This is a genomic window from Croceicoccus pelagius, assembly GCF_001661915.1.
Classification (GTDB): Bacteria; Pseudomonadota; Alphaproteobacteria; order Sphingomonadales; family Sphingomonadaceae; genus Croceicoccus; species Croceicoccus pelagius.
Genome location: NZ_LYWY01000014.1, coordinates 24,796 through 43,892 on the forward strand (window position 1 = coordinate 24,796; position 19,097 = coordinate 43,892).

Consider the following 19,097-nt stretch of genomic DNA (forward strand, 5'->3'; position numbering starts at 1 on the left):
TTGCCATCTCCCTCCCGTGCCCATCGCTCAGGTATCGAATTTGGGAAGAGCGAGGCCGCGCAGGCGCAGGGCGTTGCCGATCACCGATACCGAGGACAGGCTCATCGCCGCGGCCGCGATCATCGGGTTCAAAAGCAACCCGGTCCACGGATAGAGAACACCTGCGGCGACCGGAATGCCGAGCGCGTTATAGGCGAAGGCAAAGAACAGGTTCTGCCTGATGTTGCGCATAGTGGCCCGAGACAGGACGAGCGCCTGAACAACGCCGACGAGGTCGCCGCGCACCAATGTCACGCCCGCGCTTTCGATCGCGACATCGGTACCCGTTCCCATCGCGATGCCGACATGCGAAGCGGCAAGCGCGGGTGCGTCGTTTATGCCGTCGCCGGCCATAGCGACCCGGCGACCCTCGCTCTTCAACTGCTCGATCTTGCGATGTTTGTCCTCGGGCGAGACATTCGCTTCGACTTCGTCGATACCGACCTGGCTTGCTACCGCACGCGCGGTGGCTTCGCTGTCGCCGGTAAGCATCACGATCTTGATGCCGCGCTCATGCAGCGCGGTAATAGCGGTGCGGCTGGTTTCCTTGATCGGATCGGCGACAGCGATAAGGCCTGCCGGTGCCCCGTCCACGGCCACGAACATCACCGTCTGTCCGAGGCTTCGACCCTCATTGGCCGAGGACCGCCAGCTTTCTTCGAGCGCCCCTATGCGCTCCATCATCTTTTCATTCCCGATCGCGACCCGGCGCTTGTCGACATTTGCCTGGATGCCTTCGCCGGTCACGGACTCGATATCGGAAGCGTCGAGAATGGCAGCGCCTCTGCTTTGAGCCCCTTCGACGATCGCGTGGGCGAGCGGATGCTCGCTTCCTCTCTCAACAGCAGCGACAAGGCTCAGCAACTCCTGCTCGTCGAAATCTGACTGCGGTTTTACGTCGACAAGATCGGGCTTGCCCCGGGTCAGTGTGCCGGTCTTGTCGACAACCAGCGTATCGATCTTTTCCAGCGTTTCGAGCGCTTCGGCGTTCTTGATCAGGATGCCGTGCTGGGCTCCCTTGCCGGTGCCGGTCATGATCGACATTGGCGTCGCCAGTCCGAGCGCGCAGGGACAGGCGATGATCAGAACGGCGACCGCGTTGACGAGCGCGTAGGCAAGGGCCGGTGCCGGTCCCCAGATGGCCCAGACGACAAAACTCACGATAGCGACAAGGACGACGATGGGCACGAACCATCCGGTGACCTGGTCGGCGAGCCGCTGGATCGGTGCCCGGCTGCGCTGCGCCTCCGCCACCATCTGCACGATCTTCGAGAGCATGGTGTCCGCGCCGACCTGCGTCGCGCGCATGGTGAAGCTGCCGGTCTGGTTGACAGTGCCCCCGATTACCTGATCGCCCGCGCTTTTCTTGACGGGAATGGGTTCGCCACTGATCATGGACTCGTCGATGGCGCTGCTTCCATCCTCGAGCGTGCCATCGACGGGGACCTTGTCGCCCGGACGCACGCGCAGCAGGTCCCCAGACGTCAATTCATCGAGCGGTACTTCGCGCTCGTCTCCGCGACCGAAAATCTTCATCGCGGTCGGGGGCGCGAGTTCGAGAAGCGCTCGCAAGGCGCTCGATGTCGATCCGCGCGCCTTGAGCTCGAGCACCTGCCCGAGCAGCACGAGGGTCGTGATAACCGCTGCGGCCTCGTAATAGACGCCGACCCGGCCCGCATGATCGCGGAAAGCCTCGGGGAAGATGTCCGGGGCGAGGGTTGCCACAAGGCTGAACAGATAAGCGATGGCGACGCCGAAGCCGATCAGGGTGAACATGTTGAGGTTCATGGTCCGGACCGATTGCAGCGCCCGGGTGAAGAAGGGCCAGCCGCCCCAAAGCACCACCGGAGTGGCCAGCAGGAGCTGCAGCCACTGCGCGAAAGCGGGTTCGATGACCTGATCGAACGGTCGCGACGGGATCGTGTCGCCCATCGCATAGGCGAAGAGCGGCAGGGTGAAGAGCGCGCTCCACCAGAACCTTCGCCGCATGTCGACGAGTTCGGGATCGGGGCCCTCGTTCAAGGTGACCGTTTCGGGTTCGAGGGCCATCCCGCATATCGGGCAGGAGCCCGGCCCCGGCTGCCGGATCTCCGGATGCATCGGACAGGTGTATATCGTACCTTCCGGGACATCCTCGACAGCATCGAGGTGCGCCTTCGAAAGATACATCTCCGGATCCGCGCGGAACTTGTCGAGGCAGCGCGAGGAGCAGAAGTAATGGTCGCCACCCTCGTGTCGATCGATGAAGCGGGCGCCGTCCATCTTCACGCTCATTCCGCAAACGGGGTCGGTCGCCGTACCCTCGATTGCATTGTGCCCATCGCTCATCTGTCGTTCTCCCCTAATTGGCCGTGACCACGAACTGCCCCATCATGCCTGCGTCCTCGTGCTCGAGGATATGACAGTGATACATGTAGGGATTGTCGGGATCGGTATTCTCTTCAAACCGCAACAGCAGCCTGACCTGTTCACGCGGGTTGACGATAACGGTGTCCTTGAAGCCCGCCTCTTCCGCCCGCGGAGGCCGACCGTCCCGGTCGAGCAAGCGGAACTGCACGTTATGAATATGAAAGGGATGCGCCATCATCGAAGCGTTAGCGATTTCCCATATTTCCCACTGACCCACCGGTACGCGTTGATTGATGACGTCCATGTCCATGGTCTCGCCGTTGATCGACATGCCTCGACCCATCATGCCCATATCGAGCACGAAACGGCGGCTGCGAACGGCGAGCGAGGGGTCCGGCGCGGCAAGCGCGGCCAGGGTGGGCGGAAGCATAACTGAAGTCGACGCGCCGGAGGGACGCATATCGAGGATCGAAAAGGTGCGGCCCTGCCTCTCGCGACCGGTCCGGTTTCCCATCATTCCGCCGTCCATCATACCCCCGCCTTCTCCGGCCATCATGCCCATGGCGTTATCAGGACTGCTGGCATTCAGGCGCAGCGGGCGCCCTTCGGAAAGGTCGACGATCACTTGTGCGCGTTCGCCTGGGGCAAGGGTAAGACTTCGAACCTTCCGGGGTGCGGCAAGCAGGCCGCCATCGCTTGCGATGAGTTGCATCGGACGATCACCTTCGAGCGAGAAGGTGTAGAACCGCGCATTCGATCCATTGAGAAGCCGCAGGCGCAGCGGGCCGGCGGCGCCGTCGAAAACGGCATTGGCCGTTCCGTTCACATAGATGTGCTCGCCCAGCACTCCCATCATCCGCGAGTGCATGTTGAGCGGGTAAACGAGGCGGCCCGAGCTGTCGATCACGCGATCCTGCACGATGAGCGGTATGTCATCCACACCGTACCGGCTCGGCAGATCGAGGCGATCCTCTTCCTCGTCGCGCACGTAGATCGGGGCTGCGAGACCGGCATAGACCTGTGGTCCCGCCCGCTGATGTAAATGCGAATGATACCAGTATAGCGACGCGCGCTGGCGTATTTCGAAGGACGGGCTCCAGCGCTCGCCGGGCCGCACGAGCTGGTGCGGCCCGCCATCCGCGGTGGCGGGAAGTTCGAAGCCATGCCAGTGGACGGTCGCATCTTCGGCAAGCTTGTTGTCGATGTGAAATCGAACCTGTTCGCCGCGACGCATTTCGAGGGTCGGTCCGAGATAGGATGCGTCGATACCGATTGTCGGAGACGGAGTGCCAGGCACGAAGTCTTTCTCGCCCGATGTCAGGGACAGGCGAAAGACACGCTCCCCCCGTTCGATGGTTCCTGCCTGTAGCTCAGGTATGGCGAGGGGATTGCTAGCGCCTGATCGATCGAGCGACATCCTACTTTGCGTGTCGCAACCCACTAGCGGCAGCACCGCGAAACTCGTCGCCGCGAGGCCGACGCTCTTCATGAAGTCGCGGCGATCCTGAAAGTTGGGCCTGTCGATACCTGGCATATTCACCTGCTTTGGCGTGGGAGGCGCCGGCGCGACCGAGCACCTCCCACTTATTTTTCTATCGCGGCGTCACCGAGGTAACGACACTGCCTTCGGTTCCAGTACGAAATTCGAAGGCTATTCCCTCACCGATACTGACCTGTTCGAGGATCTGCGCGTCGGCTTCGAAGGCCATGGTCATTGCCGGCCATCCGATACTTTCGACCGGACTATGCTCGATGGTCACGGTGCCCGCCTCGGGATCGATGGCTGTAACCGTTCCCTCCGCGCTGGCGCTCTGCTCGCCGCCGGTCTCCTCCGCCATCGGCATTTCGCCTGACATGGGCATACTGTCCGAGTTCGCCATTTCGTCAGGCATCATGGTCTCGGAGGTATCGTCCGCAGCATCGCAGGCTGCAAGCGCCAGCGGTGCCGCGAGCAGGATTATGTAGGTTAGGGTACGCATTCTTCTTCTCCTTGAGAATTGGCCGGTTTTTCCGGACGGGGGCGCCGCAACAACAGATAAGCGGCGGGAAGCAGGAACATGGACAGGAGCGGGGCGGTGATCATGCCGCCGACTATCGGCGCGGCGATGCGGCTCATGACTTCCGAGCCCGCGCCCGTGCCGATCAGGATCGGAAAGAGACCGGCAAGGATGACTGCGACGGTCATCGCCTTGGGCCGCACGCGCAGGAGCGCGCCTTCCCGGATGGCCTCGTCTACTTCTTCGGCGCTCAGATCACCGCGCCGCCGCTCCAGTGCGGCTTTCAGGTAGATCAGCATCACCACGCCGAATTCGGCGGAGACGCCGGCAAGCGCGATGAAACCGACCGCAGTCGCCACCGACTGGTTGTAGCCCATCAGATAGAGCAACCAGTATCCGCCCGTCAGCGCGAAGGGCAGCGTGCCCATGATCAGCAAGGCTTCGTCCCAGCGCCGGAAAATGAGATATAGCAGCAGGAAGATGATCGCGAGCGTCGCGGGAACCACGACCTTCAGTCGCTCATATGCGCGCGTCAGATATTCGAACTGGCCCGCATAGGACAGGCTGACGCCGGCAGGAAGATCGGCACCCGCGGCGACGACCTCCTGCAGATCGGCGACCACCGAGGTAAGATCGCGGCCCCGGACGTCGACGTAGATGTAGCTGGTCAGTCGGCCCTGTTCGCTCTTGAGCATGGGCGGACCGTCGCTGACGGCGATACGGGCGACAGTGCCAAGCGTGATCTGTTGGCCGGACGGCGTCAGAACCGGCAAGGCCCTGAGTTCCTCGACGCTGTCCCTGATTTCGCGGGGATAGCGCACATTGATCGGATAGCGCGCCAGCCCCTCGACGGTCCGTGCGACATTGGCACCGCCAACTGCACCAGAGACGATCTGCTGGATGTCGGCAATGTTGAGCCCGTATCGCGCGGCCGCCATCCGGTCGATATCGACATCGACATACCGACCGCCCGACAGCCGCTCGGCCAGGGCGGAACTCACGCCAGGCACGGTCTTGGCGATACGCTCCACATCGAGTGCAACGCGTTCGAGTTGATCGAGATCGTCGCCTGAAACCTTGACCCCGATCGGGCTCTTGATCCCGGTCGCGAGCATGTCGATCCGGTTGCGGATCGGCGGCACCCAGACATTGGCGAGGCCCGGCACCTGGACGACCCGGTCAAGTTCCTCGACCAGCAGATCGGGCGTCATTCCCTCGCGCCACTCCTCGCGCGGCTTGAAGCGGATCGTCGTTTCGAACATCGTCAGGGGAGCCGGATCCGTCGCTGTATCGGCGCGCCCCGCCTTGCCGAACACCGTTTCCACCTCGGGGACCGACTTGATCAGGCGATCGGTGCGCTGCAGCAGCGCCGAAGCCTCGCCGGGGGAGAGGCCGGGCAGCGCGCTCGGCATATAAAGCAAATCGCCTTCATCGAGCGGCGGGAGGAACTCGCCGCCAAGCCGGGTGAAGGGGATCGCGGTGGTCAGGAAGATCAGCGCCGCGATCACCAGCGTTGCCTTTGGGCGCCGCATGACCCAGTCGAGCCCCGGACGATAGATTTTCGTCAGCCAGCGGTTGAGAAAATTGGAATCCTCCGAAGGGATCTTCCCACGGATCAGCCATCCCATCATTACCGGCACCAGCGTTACCGACAGAATGGCCGCGGCCGCCATGGCATAGGTCTTGGTGAAAGCGAGCGGAGCGAACAACCGCCCTTCCTGCGCCTGCAGGGTGAAGACCGGTAGGAACGACAGCGTAATGATCAGCAGACTGAAGAACAACGCCGGTCCCACTTCCTTCGATGCATCGGCGATGATCCGCCAGCGTTCCTTCACCGCGAGCACGGTATCGGGATTCTCGTGTTCCCATCGCTCGAGATGCTTGTGCGCGTTCTCAATCATGACGACGGCGGCATCGACCATCGCACCGACCGCGATGGCTATTCCACCCAGCGACATGATGTTGGCATTGACGCCCTGGATGCGCATCACGATGAAGGCCGCGAGCACGCCCAAAGGCAGGGTGATGATGGCGACAAGTGCCGAGCGCGCGTGCCAGAGGAACAGCGCGCATACGAGCGCCACGACGATAAACTCTTCGATGAGCTTCGTGGTGAGGTTCTCTATAGACGCATCGATGAGCTGAGAGCGATCGTAGGTCGTGACGATCTCGACGCTTTCGGGAAGGCTTGCCTGCAAGTCGTCGAGTTTCTGTTCGACGGCCTGTATTGCGCTTCTTGCATCCGCACCCTGGCGCAGGACGATGATGCCGCCGGCAACCTCGCCTTCGCCATTGAGCTCGGCGATGCCTCGGCGCAGTTCGGGGCCGACCTGGATCGTCGCTACGTCGCCCAGCGTGACCGGAACGCCGCCGCTCACCGCGCGCAGCGGGATCGCCCTGAAATCGTCGAGGTCGCCGAGATAACCCGAGGCACGGACCATATATTCGGCTTCGCCCATCTCGACGATCGAGCCGCCCGCTTCCTGGTTGGCGGACTGGATTGCGCTCACGATCTCGGCGTGAGTCACGCCGAGCGAGGCCATCCGGTAAGGCTCGAGCACGACCTGGTATTGCTTGACCATTCCTCCGACGCTGGCGACCTCGGCAATGCCGGGGATTGTCTTGAGCTCGTAGCGCAGGAACCAGTCCTGCAGGCTGCGCAGTCCGGCAAGGTCGTGTCCGCCGCTGCGATCGATCAGCGCATATTCGTAGATCCACCCTACCCCGGTGGCATCGGGGCCGAGCGTGCTCGTCACGCCATCGGGCAGGCGGACCTGCACCTGGTTGAGATATTCGAGCACACGCGATCGCGCCCAGTAGAGGTCGGTACCGTCCTCGAAGATGATATAGACATAGCTGTCGCCGAACATCGAGTAGCCGCGGACGGTTTTCGCCCCCGGCACCGAAAGCATGGTCGTTGCCAGGGGGTAGGTGACTTGGTCCTCGACGATCCGGGGGGCCTGCCCCGGATAGTTTGACCGGACCACAACCTGCACATCGGACAGATCGGGCAACGCGTCGACCGGCGTCGTGCGCACCGCCCAGAAACCGGCCAGCGTTACCGCGACGGCGGCGAGAACGATAAACAGGCGGTTGGCGATCGAGGCATCAATTATCCGAGCAATCATTGTCCGGCCCTCGTGATAGACTCGATCCGGGGGCCGGCATCCTGCTGGGTGAAGGTGAAGCGCACCCTGTCTCCCGTCTCGAGCCCGCGCATTTGCGCCGCGCTCTTCGTGCGGAAGGTCATGGTCATCGCGGGCCAATCGAGCCGGGGCACAGGACCATGCCGCAGCGTCACCGAACCATTGGCGATCGACTGGATCGTGCCGGTGGCACCGAAGGTCGCTGGTTCGTCCTCGCCGCCGGTGGAAGCGTCATCTGCCTGATCGACCGGACGGACGTCGAGTCCGGTAAGGCTTGCTTCGGAATCGAGCAGGAACTGACCCGATGTCACGACCTGTTCGCCGGCCGACAGACCGGCCAGAACCTCGGTCCTGCCACCCGCTTCGCGGCCGATCCGGACCTCGGCGGGCATGAAACCGCCCTCGTCCTGCTTCACCATCACGATGGTTCGACGTCCGGTCCTGATAACGGCTTCGGACGGCACCAGCAGCGCGCGGCGTGTGTCCGGGGTCAGCGAGACGTGTGCGAACATGCCCGGCTTGAGGCGACCGGATGCATTGGGCAGTTGCGCACGAACGGTGATCGTACGGCTTGCATCCTCCGCGCTCGGCAGGATAGCGACAATGGGTCCGGAGAAGCGTTCCTCGGGGAATGCGGTCAGCGTCGCGCTGATAGGTTGCCCGACGCGTACATTCGCCGCCTGCGTTTCAGGCACCGCGGCTTCGAGCCAGATCGGTGAGAAACCGGTTATCTCGGCGAGCGTCTGTCCGGCCATGACTGTCATTCCCGGACGCACGCCGAGCGATGTGATGGCACCTCCAATCGGCGCGGTAACGGTGATCGTGGACTGCGGACGTCCATTGCGCCCTACCGATGAGATCAGGCCTGGAGGCATGCCCAAAAGGCGCATGCGTTCGCGCATGGCCTGCGCAAGTTCTTCATCACCGCTGTTCAGGACGGCCAGATACTCCTGCTGCGCTCCGCCCCATTCGGGAACCAGGATATCCGCGAGCGGCGCGCCCCGTCCAACGACATCGTCGGGCGCGCGGCCGTAGGTTCTTTGTACATAGCCTCCGGCACGTGGCTGGACGATCGCGACGTCGCGTTCGTTGTAGGCCAGAACGCCTGTGACGGTTATTTCCGGCTCGAGGACGCCGTACTCGGCTTCAGTGGTGCGGATGCCGAAATTCTGCACCAGGCCGGGATCTATCCTGACGCCTGCAGTGGCCTCCTCGCCCGCGCACTTGGGCACCAGCTGCATATCCATGAAGGGCGAATTGCCCGGCTCGTCGAAGTGCTGCCCCGGCACCATCGGGTCGTACCAGTAAAGGACCTCCTCGCATTCGGTCGCACTGCCGCCCGCGTCGCTTGCACCACCCTGGCCTTCGCCGAGCTGCGAGAGACCATAGCCGGCGGCAAGACTGATGAGCGCGACCGTGCCTGCCATCGTCCAGGATTTCTGGCGCGGCGACAGCCTGTCCCACGCGGCTCCCATTGCGGCTCTCATCGGCCATACTCCCCATAGGTCAGTCGCAGGTTCGCGGCGGCTTCGACGGTCGCTTCCTCGCGTTGCAGAATGTCCACCCGCAGCACGGCGAGCGTTTTGATGGCGTCGATGACGTCGAGCAGTTCCGCGCGGCCCGCGGCAAAGCTCGCGCGCTCGAGGTCCACGCGGCTTTCGGCAAGGGGAAGCAATTCGTCGGTCGCGCGCTGCCATTGTCGATAAGCGCTGCGCCATGCCGCGAGATCGGTTTCGAACCGGGCTTCGAGTTCACGCAGCCGATCGGCTCTGGCCGACTGTGCCGCAGCCGCTTCGGCTTCGGCGGCGGCTATACGCGGGTTTTGGCGCCGGTCCGCGAAAATCGGGAGCGTGATCGAACCCATCACCGAGATTGCATCGCCAAAATCGGGATCGCGCCGTCCATAGCTCACATTGACGCCGAAATCCGGACGCCTTTCCGATCGGGCAAGATCGCTTCTCGCTTCCGCTTGGCGGACCTGCGCAAGCGCCACGACGAGCTCCGGATTGCTTTGAAGCATGGTCCGCAAACCTTCGGGATCGAGATCGGCCGAAGGGATGGTTCCGGTCGCGGTGGCGGTCGGCAGAGCGGTATAGCGCGACAGCATGGCCTGAGCGGCCTCTCGGTCGGCCTCGATCCTGGTCCGCATATCCTCGACTTCGAGCACGGCACGGCGTATTTCCAGACTTTCGGCGGGTCTGGCCGAACCGGCGGCGACAGCACTGCTCGCGAGTGGTACGAGCCCCTCGATTTCAGCAAGTGCATCGTCGGCGACGGTCAGAGCCCGTTGGGCATAAGCCAACGAAATCCATGCCATTCCTGCTCCGACGCGTACCCTGTAACGGGTCTGACGCAATTGTGCTGCGGCAAGGTCGATGTCGGCGTCCGCAATTCCGAACCGGGCCCGACGTTTCGCGAGATTGGGAATCTCCTGTTCGATACCGACTTGGATTTGCGTAGGGAGCTGGCGACCCAGCTCGAACGCAGCCGGCCCGCTTACCGGCAGGTTCTGGATGCCCGCGCGAAGGCGCGGATCGGGCAGTTCATCGGCAGCGTCGGCGATCTCGCGCCGGGCGTCCAGTCGCAGCTCGCTTGTGCGAACCTGGGGCTGGTCGCTCGTTGCTGCTCGCAAAGCTTCTTCATAGCCCACCGACTGGGCATTACTCGCCGGCGCGAGGGCCAGCAGGACCGGAATCGCGGTCCAAGTAATTCGTTGCATGATCGTTCATCCGCAAAAGGAGCGCGTCAGACACGCGTTCCGGATCACCGGCCCGCATCGAGCGCAGGTCGTCCATCCAGAGGCAGGAGCGCACAGGCTTATGCCTGCACGCGGGTCATGCCGGAAATTGCGGAGGTGGCGGTTCTGGCCCCAGCCTTGGGGCCGCGAGCGAATTGGAGACTAATCTGCTGAACTGAGAAGCCTGCGCCGGTATTTCACCGACCAGGGTCGCATCACCCCCTGGAACGAGGGGCGGGATGCAGCCGAATGCCACGAGACAATCCAGCCGAAGGTTCTTGCAAGGCACGCCGTCATGATCGTCCATGGAAGCTGCGCCCGCCATCATCTCCATCTCGGCGCAGGCCGGTTTGCCTGCATCGACCGCCTGAGGCAGGGCAGATGCATGCGCTGCCGACTGGACGAACAGCCCGCAGGCGATCAGTAGCAGTCCAAGGGTGCGCAAGACTCGCATAAAAAAAGCGTAAAGCTTTGAAGAGCGCAAGACAAGGACCTCGCATCGGGTGCGATGGTTCATCACGACGCGTGCTGCCAGGCACCCATCGAGCCCAGATATATATCGAGCTTGCCAAATCCTTTGCTTTGCAGCCAGCCCGCCGCCACACTCGCACGCATTCCACTGGCACACATGACGGAATAGGCGCGTTCGCGATCGAGCTCGGCGAAGCGGGAATTGAGCTCGCCCACGTAGATGTGGTCCGATCCCTCGATCGCGCCGCTGCGCCGCTCATCGAGGTCACGCACATCGAGCAAGGTCCAGTCGTCGCGCTTGCGCTCGAGACGATCCTGAACCTCGTTCGTCCCGATCATCGGAAGGCTCGCCATCTTCATTCCTTGCGCTGCAGCCGGCACGATACCGACATAGCCGCCGACGATCGAGTCGAGCCCGATCCTCACAAGGTGCGTCATGGCCGAAGCCAGCTGGTCTTCCGCCGATCCGACGAGGGCGATTGTTTCACCCTCCCTGATGAACCAGCCCGCAAACGCCGAAATCATGCCGACCGGAAGGCATATCGAACCAGGCAGATGCCCGCTTGCGTATGCAAGCGGATCCCGCACGTCGACGACATGGTCGGCGTCGATTTCGCGGATGTCCGAGAGCATGAGACGTTTTGGTCGCAGGATCCGTGGCGCAGGAGATGTTCCCTCGACATTCAGACGCTCCATCAGTCTGAAATAGGGTGGCTGGTAATGATGCTCGGCGAGCTTCGCCTCGATGAATTCCTCGCGATCGGCTATCTGGAGCCGCGGATTGTTGCGACGTTCGTGGCCTATGGTCGAGAATTCCCGGTTCGCCATTCCCGAACCGCAGACCGAGCCTGCTCCATGCGCGGGGTAAATGATCGCCTGGTCACCCAGACCGCAAATCTTCTGCAGTGAATCGTACAGGAGGCCCGCGACCTCCCGCGCGCGCTCGGGATAGAAATCGGTGCGTCCGACGTCGCCAACGAAGAGCGCATCGCCGGTGAACACGCCGACCGGTCCTTCGGGAAAATCGTCGTCATGGAGGACGAAGGCGAGATGATCGTCGGTGTGACCGGGAGTTTCGAGCACCGAAATCCGCAACTTCCCGATCTCGAAAACGTCGCCCTCTCGCGCGGTGTCGGCGAAAACAATCTCGTCCGCAGGGTTTGGACCGTGCAGAACGCGGGCACCGGTCATTTTGGCCAATACCGGCGATCCCGTGATGAGATCCTCATTCCTGTGCGTTTCGAAGATATGCGTGATCTCCAGCCCTTCGGCGCGGGCACGCTCGACATAAATCTCGCAGTCCCGGCGCGGATCGATGACCGCTGCCTTGCCCTGCGAACCAATCAGATAGGAAAGGTGGGAGAGGCCGGGGGTCTTTATCTTCTCGAGCAGCATGTTTTGCCTCGTCGTTAGAGTGTTTCCGCGAGCCCGCGTCGATCTAGTCGATCCCGAATTCGGCTTTGAGCGCCGAGACGTTCTCGAAGCGGTCTGCTTCTGGCCGGGCGATAGCGGGTTTAGCGTTGACCCAGGTGTTCTCGCAGACGAATTCGAGCATGGCTGCCGCGAGGTCGGCGTGCCTGCAACGAAAGCAACCCTCGGCAAGACGCTCGTCGGTAATGACGGCTTCACCCGTATAGGGTTCGTCGAGGAGCCAGCCCGGTCGCGCAGCCGTCCATTTCAGGCCTTTCGCGCGCTCCAGAAGATCTTCCATGGCGCGCATCTGTTCGAGAATATTGTGCAAGGCTGGTCTTGCCGTGAGCTCGAACCATGCAGGAACGCTGGGTTGCGGCTCTACAAACGCCGCCGATATCACGACGATCTGGGAAATGCCGGTCGTCGACATCGCTTCCACCAGCCTGCGGGTTCCCTCCGTGTAAAGCGGAGGCGGATCGATCGTCGTGGATGGACTGAACCCTATACCGAGTGCGGAAATGACCGCACGACAACCTTCAAGCTCGCTGCTGAAGTCGTCATTGAGAACGTCGCACTGGAAATACTCGACATTGTCGACCCTGTCCGATGGTTCGGGCAGGGTGTGTTCGAACGCTCGTACCGCGATGCCCTTGCGGACCGCATGGCGCAATATTTCCGTGCCGGTCTTTCCTCCGGCACCGAAGACCGCAAGGGGGGCTGCATCGGTCACAGGCTCAGCTTCCACTGTAGCACCTCATTGTAAATTCGGCCGCGCTTGCCGGGCCGATCATGATTATGGAGCGGGCACCGACGGAAGCCGGCGCCCGCTCGCTCGTGTTCACGCTTCGCTGTTGCCGCAAGTCGTGTACCCCCAGAACCCGAACTCGTCCTTCATCCGGGGGCCGGCGACGATGAGCTCCTGCATTTGCAAGCCCGCGTCTCCTTCGTCATCGAGAATGCGCGTACGGATACGAAGCTCACCATTCGCATACTCACCCGAGGCGCTTGCCGTAACAGGGATCAGCTTGCCGTTGATCTTGATGGCCCCGCGACCGCTGTTGTCGTAGACGAATGACGGAAAAGCGACCTCGGTCAGGCGGAACTGGCACGTGTTTTCGGCTCCCAGCGCGGCGAGGTCCGCCTCGCTCATGGTCTCGGGCAGCATGAGGCCGGGGCTGAGGTTGGCAAGAGCGCTCGCAGCACTCTCTATCGGAGCTGCCGTCGCCGGAGGATCGAGCTGCGCTTCGCGATCATTGCCGACCGCGGTATTGGTGTTGCAGGCCGCCAGCGGGAGGGCTGCAAGCGTCAGAAGTGCGATCTTGTTCATTGCTGCATCTCCTCGGGCAGGCGTTCTTCGGTGCGTGGACCGTTCTCCTCGATGTCCTCGATGAGATATTTCATCTCGGCGATCTCACGCCGCTGCGCGACGATGATGGCCTGCGCAAGTTCGCGAACCCGCGGATCCTTCAGGCTCGCCCTCTCGCTGGTCATGATCGCGATCGAGTGGTGCGGGATCATCGCGGCCATGTATTCGGTGTCGTCGACCGTGGTCTGGCTGCGTACGAGCCATAGCGCGAGTGCGAATACGAGGGCTCCGACGCCCAGGATGATGAAGTTCTTGGTCCGGTCCTTGTACATGCCCCACATGAAGAGAAGCATGACCACCATCATCATCGCGCCCATGACGAACATCATCCAGAAGCGCGTCTCGCTCCAGAACACGTCGTCCATGTCGAAGCTGTTGGCGTACATCAGGAAGAACATGATCACGGTCGAGGTCGATACCATGGCCATGAATCGCCAGTAGTTCCCGCCCCCTCCCTTATCCGAGTGGGATGTGCTTTCAGTCATGCGTTTTCTCCTTCCTTCATCATGGTCCAGAACAATTGTGCCGAGCAGCTGATGAGCGCGAAGCCGGTCAAGGCTTCGACGCCGGCAATGACGCGCAGGTGCTCGGTCGGGTAGATGTCGCCGAGCCCCAGCGTGGTCACGTTGATCAGCGAGAAATAGAAATAGTCCATCGCACTCATCGCCGGCGTCTTGTCGAACCCGCCGAGGCCCAGCTCCGCGCCCAGCCAGAAACCGCCAGCGAAGAGCGTCGCGACAAGCAGGTGCGATGCCAGGACGAGAAGCGCGACCCCAAGTTTGGCGGAGAAATTTCCGGGTGCGTCGAGCATGCGATGCCCTGCGCCGAGGATCGACAGATGCACGCCGACCGAGGCCAGGAAAAGTGCAATGGCGAGAATTAGTGCGGCGATCATCGATGATCTCCATCGTGTGTGGCGGGCATTTCACGCAGCGCAGGATTCCGACGGAGATAGAACCATTCGGCTCCGAACACTGCGGCAATACCTGCGACCGCATAGGCGACGACCGCAGGGTCGGTTTTGAGCTTGGCGAGGGCAAAAGCTGTCAGGACTACGCCGTCCGCCATGAGCGCCGACCAGAGGATCCAGGCACGCGCGCCTATTTCTTCCCGCAAACCGCGCAGCACGCCCCAATGCACGAGCATGTCCATTACGAGATAGAAGAACGCTCCGAGCGAGGCGATCCGCGAAAGATCGAACAGGACCGCGAGCGTGCCGGCGACCACGACGGTATAGACCAGCATGTGACTGCGGATCGGTCCCTTCATCCCAAAATGGCTATGCGGGATCATCTTCATTTCGGTCAGCATCGTCAGCATTCGCGAAACGGCGAAAACGCTGGCGATGACACCCGAGGTCGTGGCTGCGATCGCGATTGCGACTGTGAAATAGAACCCAAGCTCTCCGAGCGCGGGGCGCGCAGCTGCCGCAAGCGAGTAATCGCGCGCTTGCGCTATTTCCGAAGTGCTGAGGCTGGCTCCGACCGCCACCGCGACCAGAAGGTAGACGACCACGCATACTGTGATCGAAATGATAATAGTTCTGCCAACATTTCGGTGCGGATCGATGATTTCGCCGCCGCTGTTGGTGATGGTGGTGAAACCCTTGAACGCGAGGATCGAGAAGGCGACCGACGCGAGCAACGCGTCGAGACCCGAAAGCGCGACTGGCTCTGAGAAGGCGCCGCCCGAAAAGCCGCTGGCCCAGATCGCCGCAATCGCGAACAGGGCGATGCCGCCGATCTTGATCGCCGACATGACGAGAGAGAAACCGCTGACCGATTTGTTGCCTGCCGCATTCACGAAATAGGCGAAGACGATGAGCGCCAGTGCCGCGACGGAAACCAGAATGCCGCTGCTCTCGAGCCCAAAGGGCCGCAAGGCATAGGTCGCGAAGGTCCGAGCGACCAGGCTTTCGTTGATGACCATCGACAGCGCCATCAGGAGCGATGCCGATGCTGCAACAACACCCGGTCCGTAGGCCTTCTGAAGAATCATCGCGATGCCGCCAGAGGAGGGCCAGCGGTTCGACATCTTGATGTAGCTGTAGGCGGCTAGGGAAGTGACCAGGGCGCCGACTATGAAAGAAAGCGGAAATAGCGGTCCAGCCAGTTCGGCAATCTGGCCGGTCAGTGCGAAAATACCAGCGCCGATCATGACGCCGGTTCCCATTGCGACACCGCCAAGCAGCGTTATCGATCCAGCACTCTTCCCATGTTGATCGTTGCCATCTGTCTGCAAGTCTTTCCCCTGTCGATGTCCTCCCGTCCGAGAAACATCACGACAAGCAGTACGTTGCGAAGCGGCTCACCCCTCAAAAAATTTTCTGGCGGGGCATGAGCCATCCTTGGGCTGGCCCCGAAATCGCGTTGAGCTATCGATTTCCGGCGGCGCGCTCTTTCTTCCTGCAGCGATGCCGATGGCGGCGCGTCAAGGCACGGCAGTCCACGCTGAGTGCGCCTAATATTCAGCGCGTCAAATCAGGAAAACCGGGCCTGGAAAAACCGGTGCAGCGGGACCGCGATGAGTGCGATGTACCAGCCGTAGAGAAAACTGCCCACCGCTCCTGCAAGAAATCCCGACAGGGTCAGCCATTCGAACCATGGCAGCAACGGAGCCCAGGCTTGGTGCATGTGAAACCGCTCGGGTGCGAGGACTCCGAAGGCAATGCATAGGAGGTAGCTGACAAGCAGGAACACGCTGAGCGTCCAGCCCCATGCGAATATCGAGTTCTTGATTGATCCTTTTACCATCGCATTTCTCCCACTTCGTGCGTCCTAAAATTATGCAAACGGAAGGGTCCGGGACCGTCGGGGCAGCCGGCCCCGGACCCAGCGGGATGATCGACAGGCATCTTAGCGCCCGTCCCGGTGTCCCGGGCTTCTGTGTTATTCCCGCGCGATTGTTCTTCAACGAGACATCGCCCTTATTTCTCGCGCGGCCACTGGCGTCAGTTCCTTACAATCACCGATAAGATGCGAAGACGCTCTGTCCGGTCGGACCAAAGGCGATGACCTCATAGGGCTGGATCCGGTTTCCGGCCTCCATGCCGGGCGATCCCAGAGGCATTCCCGGAACCGCTAGACCGGCAACGCCGTCGGGCCGCTCGCGCAAAAGTCGGGCGACGGCTTCGGCGGGCACGTGACCTTCGATGATGTATCCATCGACCTCCATCGTGTGGCACGACCACAATTCTTCCGGTACGCCGCGCGCTGTCTTGATCGCCGCCATGTCGTTGCTATCGACCGATGCCACCTTCGCGTTCATCCCATCTTCAAGATGGCCTGCCCAGTTGAGACAGCATCCACATCCGGGGTCCCTGAACATCGTATAGGTCGCTGCCTGAGCCACGTTCGAACAGGCTGCCAGCACGAGCAAGGCCGCGCCGCTAATCGATCGCCGGAGCAGCGAAGGCTTTTTCAAATTCATTGTGCAATTCCTTTCTTGTATCCGCGCCATAGCGAGATCGTCCCGGTTGCCGTCGGGAACCGTTGGAGCAGGCATGGCTCGGTGAAGATTTCGGCGAATAGTTTTTCGACCTCGCCGTCGGCGCTGGGCTGCGTGTCGCTTATGCCGTCAAGAGACTGGACGGTCGCCCGGAAGAGGCTCCGCATGAGTGGGCTATCCTGCTTCATATAATCGGAGATCAACACGGTTCCGCCTGGCACGAGCAAGCTTTCGATGGTTTCCAGGATTGTCTGCTTCTTGCGCAAGGGGACCTGGTGCAGGACGAGGCTGCTGACGATCTTGTTCGGCTGCCACCCTGCGGGCAGCTTGAGGCTTTCGAGAAAGCCATTGTGCCATTTCACGAGATCGGCTCCCGCGCCAAACTTGCGCCGCGCAAGCGCGAGCGCATCCGGGTCGGGTTCGACACCGATCAGACCCGCTTCCGGACAATCCGTCATCAAGGCCTTGAGAAGAGTGCCGGTTCCGCTGCCAACATCGATCACCCGGTCGCCGGGGACAAGGTGCAGTTCTTCGACAATCCTTTGTCGCCAGAGATGTTCGCGGGTGAACAGACCGATCGCCCGGTCGTAAAGGGGCGTCAGAAAGCTCTTGCCAAGAAGAGGCGTAAATTCGCCGTGATCTTCAGGTGCGGTGATATTGTTCACGAGCTGGTTCCCATTCATCCCGGGTTCGACCCGATTCTGACAGACCCGTCTCGGTTACGTATGGCGCTGGACATTCCCTCAAAAAAAGAAGTTTAAGGGATTGTGCAGGCGAGCGCGTATAGGACACGTGCAACCCACAGGAGTTTTTCGGATGCGTGACAATCACTCTCTTGATGCGGTGCTCGGAACGCTTTCCACCACCGCCGCCAACGAGGTCCCAGCCGACTTCATGGATGGCGTTTGGCAGCGCGCCGGACAGCTTGGCGAAATCGCCGACCGACGCCGCCGGACGGCCCTTTTCGTCGGTCTGTTCGTCGTCGGGCTTGGAGCTGGCGCCGGAACGAGCGGTTGGCCCGGCGGCTATGGCACGTCTTCCGCGTCATTTGGCGAGGGTCTTATCCTCGGCGAACAGCTGTCCCCATCGGCGCTCCTCCATGTGGAGCAATAGGGTTTGAAGACGACGCATATCGTTCTCGCGGTGCTTCTCGCAGCACTTGCAGGATGCCTCGGCGCGATTGCCGCGGATCGCTGGGCCAATCACGAGGCCGGCTCCGGCCTCCACGATTTCGTGCACGACGAGCTCACCCTGACGGCCGACCAGGAGCAGCGTCTCGATGCGCTCGAGGCCCGTTTCGCTGTCGAAAGGGCACGGCTCGAAGGATCGGCGCGCGCAGCCAATGCCCGGCTCGCCCAGGCGATGGAAAATGAGCACGAGTACGGTCCCGAGGTTTCGGCCGCGATCGACGAGGTGCATGCGCGTATGGGCGATCTGCAGAAAGCAACGGTACGGCATGTCTTCGACATGCGTGAAATTCTCGAACCCGAGCAGCAACGCCAGTTCGACCGCAAGGTCTCCGACGCCCTGACCCGCGACCCGCGCGACTGAAGCGCCATGTCGGGGGCGGGCGACAATCCGGATGAGGCCCTTGTCTCGCAGGTGAGGGCCGGTAACAAGCGGGCTTTCAGCAAGCTCGTCGAGCATGAAACCGGTCGGCTTCTCGCGCTCGCGACACGCATGCTTTCCTCTCCTTCTCAGGCGGAGGACGTTGTTCAGGACAGCCTCGCTTCGGTGTGGCTGACGCGCCATCGGCTCGATCCGGACAAGCCGATCGGACCCTATCTGACAACCGTCGTCCTCAACCGCTGCCGGGACCGTTTGCGCAGGCGCAAGGTCGCAGGCTTTTTCGGACTGTCGGGTGATGACGAACTCCATTCCATCGCCGACGATTTGCCGGGTCCTGAAGCGTTGGCCGTTTCCAGGGAAGAGCTCAATCTCGTTCAGGCCGAGATCGCGCGAATGCCTTTAAGGCTGCGCGAAGCGCTTGTGCTCGTGACCATCGAGGGGCGTAGCCAGGCCGAGGCGGCCGATCTTCTCGGAACGACCGAAAAGGCGATCGAAACCCGCGTATATCGCGCGCGCAACAGGCTGAAGGAGCGCTTCGAAAAACTTTGAGGGGTTGGCTGGGC

Annotated in this window: 18 protein-coding genes; 3 read left to right on the top strand and 15 right to left on the bottom strand. The window is 61.9% G+C overall.

Features of this window, described 5'->3' with window-relative positions:
* Positions 1–27 precede the first annotated feature (27 nt).
* The 15 genes from A9D15_RS02650 to A9D15_RS02725 form a co-directional block, all read right to left on the bottom strand.
* Complete coding sequence (locus tag A9D15_RS02650; RefSeq protein ID WP_066761546.1) at positions 28–2,367, bottom strand: heavy metal translocating P-type ATPase; 2,340 nt, start codon at positions 2,365–2,367, stop codon at positions 28–30.
* A 13-nt stretch (positions 2,368–2,380) separates the two neighbouring features.
* The gene (locus A9D15_RS02655) at positions 2,381–3,877 is read right to left on the bottom strand and encodes a multicopper oxidase family protein (protein WP_229660412.1); all 1,497 of its coding nucleotides are present in this window, start codon (positions 3,875–3,877) and stop codon (positions 2,381–2,383) included.
* A gap of 103 nt (positions 3,878–3,980) precedes the next feature.
* Positions 3,981–4,367, bottom strand: coding sequence for a copper-binding protein (locus tag A9D15_RS02660; protein WP_066761550.1), 387 nt, complete (start codon positions 4,365–4,367; stop codon positions 3,981–3,983).
* Complete coding sequence (locus tag A9D15_RS02665) at positions 4,355–7,513, bottom strand: efflux RND transporter permease subunit (protein WP_066761551.1); 3,159 nt, start codon at positions 7,511–7,513, stop codon at positions 4,355–4,357. Before A9D15_RS02665 ends, A9D15_RS02660 begins: the two co-directional genes overlap by 13 nt.
* Complete coding sequence (locus A9D15_RS02670; RefSeq protein WP_066761552.1) at positions 7,510–9,006, bottom strand: efflux RND transporter periplasmic adaptor subunit; 1,497 nt, start codon at positions 9,004–9,006, stop codon at positions 7,510–7,512. The genes A9D15_RS02665 and A9D15_RS02670 overlap by 4 nt, the downstream gene beginning before the upstream one ends.
* An 8-nt stretch (positions 9,007–9,014) precedes the next feature.
* The gene (locus A9D15_RS02675; RefSeq protein ID WP_066761554.1) at positions 9,015–10,250 is read right to left on the bottom strand and encodes a TolC family protein; all 1,236 of its coding nucleotides are present in this window, start codon (positions 10,248–10,250) and stop codon (positions 9,015–9,017) included.
* A gap of 534 nt (positions 10,251–10,784) precedes the next feature.
* Positions 10,785–12,134: an MBL fold metallo-hydrolase gene (locus A9D15_RS02685; RefSeq protein ID WP_066761557.1), complete on the bottom strand. Its 1,350-nt coding sequence runs from the start codon at positions 12,132–12,134 to the stop codon at positions 10,785–10,787.
* A 43-nt stretch (positions 12,135–12,177) separates the two neighbouring features.
* Complete coding sequence (locus A9D15_RS02690; RefSeq protein ID WP_066761559.1) at positions 12,178–12,882, bottom strand: NAD(P)-dependent oxidoreductase; 705 nt, start codon at positions 12,880–12,882, stop codon at positions 12,178–12,180.
* A gap of 108 nt (positions 12,883–12,990) precedes the next feature.
* Complete coding sequence (locus A9D15_RS02695) at positions 12,991–13,479, bottom strand: DUF6692 family protein (RefSeq protein WP_066761563.1); 489 nt, start codon at positions 13,477–13,479, stop codon at positions 12,991–12,993.
* The gene (locus A9D15_RS02700) at positions 13,476–14,003 is read right to left on the bottom strand and encodes a DUF305 domain-containing protein (protein WP_172807445.1); all 528 of its coding nucleotides are present in this window, start codon (positions 14,001–14,003) and stop codon (positions 13,476–13,478) included. Before A9D15_RS02700 ends, A9D15_RS02695 begins: the two co-directional genes overlap by 4 nt.
* Complete coding sequence (locus tag A9D15_RS02705; RefSeq protein WP_054527894.1) at positions 14,000–14,413, bottom strand: potassium channel family protein; 414 nt, start codon at positions 14,411–14,413, stop codon at positions 14,000–14,002. Before A9D15_RS02705 ends, A9D15_RS02700 begins: the two co-directional genes overlap by 4 nt.
* Positions 14,410–15,714 carry an APC family permease gene (locus A9D15_RS02710; RefSeq protein ID WP_255356054.1) on the bottom strand — a complete coding sequence of 435 codons (1,305 nt, stop codon included), beginning with the start codon at positions 15,712–15,714 and terminating at the stop codon, positions 14,410–14,412. The genes A9D15_RS02705 and A9D15_RS02710 overlap by 4 nt, the downstream gene beginning before the upstream one ends.
* A gap of 284 nt (positions 15,715–15,998) precedes the next feature.
* Positions 15,999–16,271, bottom strand: a complete 273-nt coding sequence (locus tag A9D15_RS02715; protein WP_010240151.1) for a hypothetical protein — start codon at positions 16,269–16,271, stop codon at positions 15,999–16,001.
* A gap of 211 nt (positions 16,272–16,482) precedes the next feature.
* Positions 16,483–16,947, bottom strand: a complete 465-nt coding sequence (locus A9D15_RS02720) for a DUF411 domain-containing protein (protein WP_066761567.1) — start codon at positions 16,945–16,947, stop codon at positions 16,483–16,485.
* The gene (locus A9D15_RS02725) at positions 16,944–17,648 is read right to left on the bottom strand and encodes a class I SAM-dependent methyltransferase (RefSeq protein ID WP_066761569.1); all 705 of its coding nucleotides are present in this window, start codon (positions 17,646–17,648) and stop codon (positions 16,944–16,946) included. Before A9D15_RS02725 ends, A9D15_RS02720 begins: the two co-directional genes overlap by 4 nt.
* 133 nt (positions 17,649–17,781) lie before the next feature.
* Here A9D15_RS02725 and A9D15_RS02730 point away from each other — a divergent pair, with 133 nt between their 5' ends.
* From A9D15_RS02730 to A9D15_RS02740, 3 genes are read left to right on the top strand one after another with little or no spacing between them, the layout of a single operon-like run.
* Positions 17,782–18,078 carry a hypothetical protein gene (locus tag A9D15_RS02730; protein WP_066761572.1) on the top strand — a complete coding sequence of 99 codons (297 nt, stop codon included), beginning with the start codon at positions 17,782–17,784 and terminating at the stop codon, positions 18,076–18,078.
* A 3-nt stretch (positions 18,079–18,081) separates the two neighbouring features.
* Positions 18,082–18,516 (top strand): Spy/CpxP family protein refolding chaperone, encoded by a 435-nt coding sequence (locus A9D15_RS02735; RefSeq protein ID WP_008603940.1) that lies wholly within the window; start codon positions 18,082–18,084, stop codon positions 18,514–18,516.
* Positions 18,517–18,522: 6 nt separating this feature from the next.
* Positions 18,523–19,083, top strand: a complete 561-nt coding sequence (locus A9D15_RS02740) for an RNA polymerase sigma factor (protein ID WP_066761573.1) — start codon at positions 18,523–18,525, stop codon at positions 19,081–19,083.
* Positions 19,084–19,097 lie beyond the last annotated feature (14 nt).

Excerpts from the sequence above, each read along its gene's own strand:
- A9D15_RS02695 (WP_066761563.1), bottom strand. The coding sequence starts at position 13,479 with ATGAACAAGATCGCACTTCTGACGCTTGCAGCCCTCCCGCTGGCGGCC.
- A9D15_RS02740 (WP_066761573.1), top strand. The coding sequence starts at position 18,523 with ATGTCGGGGGCGGGCGACAATCCGGATGAGGCCCTTGTCTCGCAGGTG.
- A9D15_RS02705 (WP_054527894.1), bottom strand. The coding sequence starts at position 14,413 with ATGATCGCCGCACTAATTCTCGCCATTGCACTTTTCCTGGCCTCGGTC.
- A9D15_RS02700 (WP_172807445.1), bottom strand. The coding sequence starts at position 14,003 with ATGACTGAAAGCACATCCCACTCGGATAAGGGAGGGGGCGGGAACTAC.
- A9D15_RS02655 (WP_229660412.1), bottom strand. The coding sequence starts at position 3,877 with ATGAAGAGCGTCGGCCTCGCGGCGACGAGTTTCGCGGTGCTGCCGCTA.
- A9D15_RS02730 (WP_066761572.1), top strand. The coding sequence starts at position 17,782 with ATGCGTGACAATCACTCTCTTGATGCGGTGCTCGGAACGCTTTCCACC.
- A9D15_RS02715 (WP_010240151.1), bottom strand. The coding sequence starts at position 16,271 with ATGGTAAAAGGATCAATCAAGAACTCGATATTCGCATGGGGCTGGACG.
- A9D15_RS02720 (WP_066761567.1), bottom strand. The coding sequence starts at position 16,947 with ATGAATTTGAAAAAGCCTTCGCTGCTCCGGCGATCGATTAGCGGCGCG.
- A9D15_RS02685 (WP_066761557.1), bottom strand. The coding sequence starts at position 12,134 with ATGCTGCTCGAGAAGATAAAGACCCCCGGCCTCTCCCACCTTTCCTAT.
- A9D15_RS02665 (WP_066761551.1), bottom strand. The coding sequence starts at position 7,513 with ATGATTGCTCGGATAATTGATGCCTCGATCGCCAACCGCCTGTTTATC.
- A9D15_RS02670 (WP_066761552.1), bottom strand. The coding sequence starts at position 9,006 with ATGGGAGCCGCGTGGGACAGGCTGTCGCCGCGCCAGAAATCCTGGACG.
- A9D15_RS02675 (WP_066761554.1), bottom strand. The coding sequence starts at position 10,250 with ATGCAACGAATTACTTGGACCGCGATTCCGGTCCTGCTGGCCCTCGCG.
- A9D15_RS02660 (WP_066761550.1), bottom strand. The coding sequence starts at position 4,367 with ATGCGTACCCTAACCTACATAATCCTGCTCGCGGCACCGCTGGCGCTT.
- A9D15_RS02650 (WP_066761546.1), bottom strand. The coding sequence starts at position 2,367 with ATGAGCGATGGGCACAATGCAATCGAGGGTACGGCGACCGACCCCGTT.
- A9D15_RS02725 (WP_066761569.1), bottom strand. The coding sequence starts at position 17,648 with ATGAATGGGAACCAGCTCGTGAACAATATCACCGCACCTGAAGATCAC.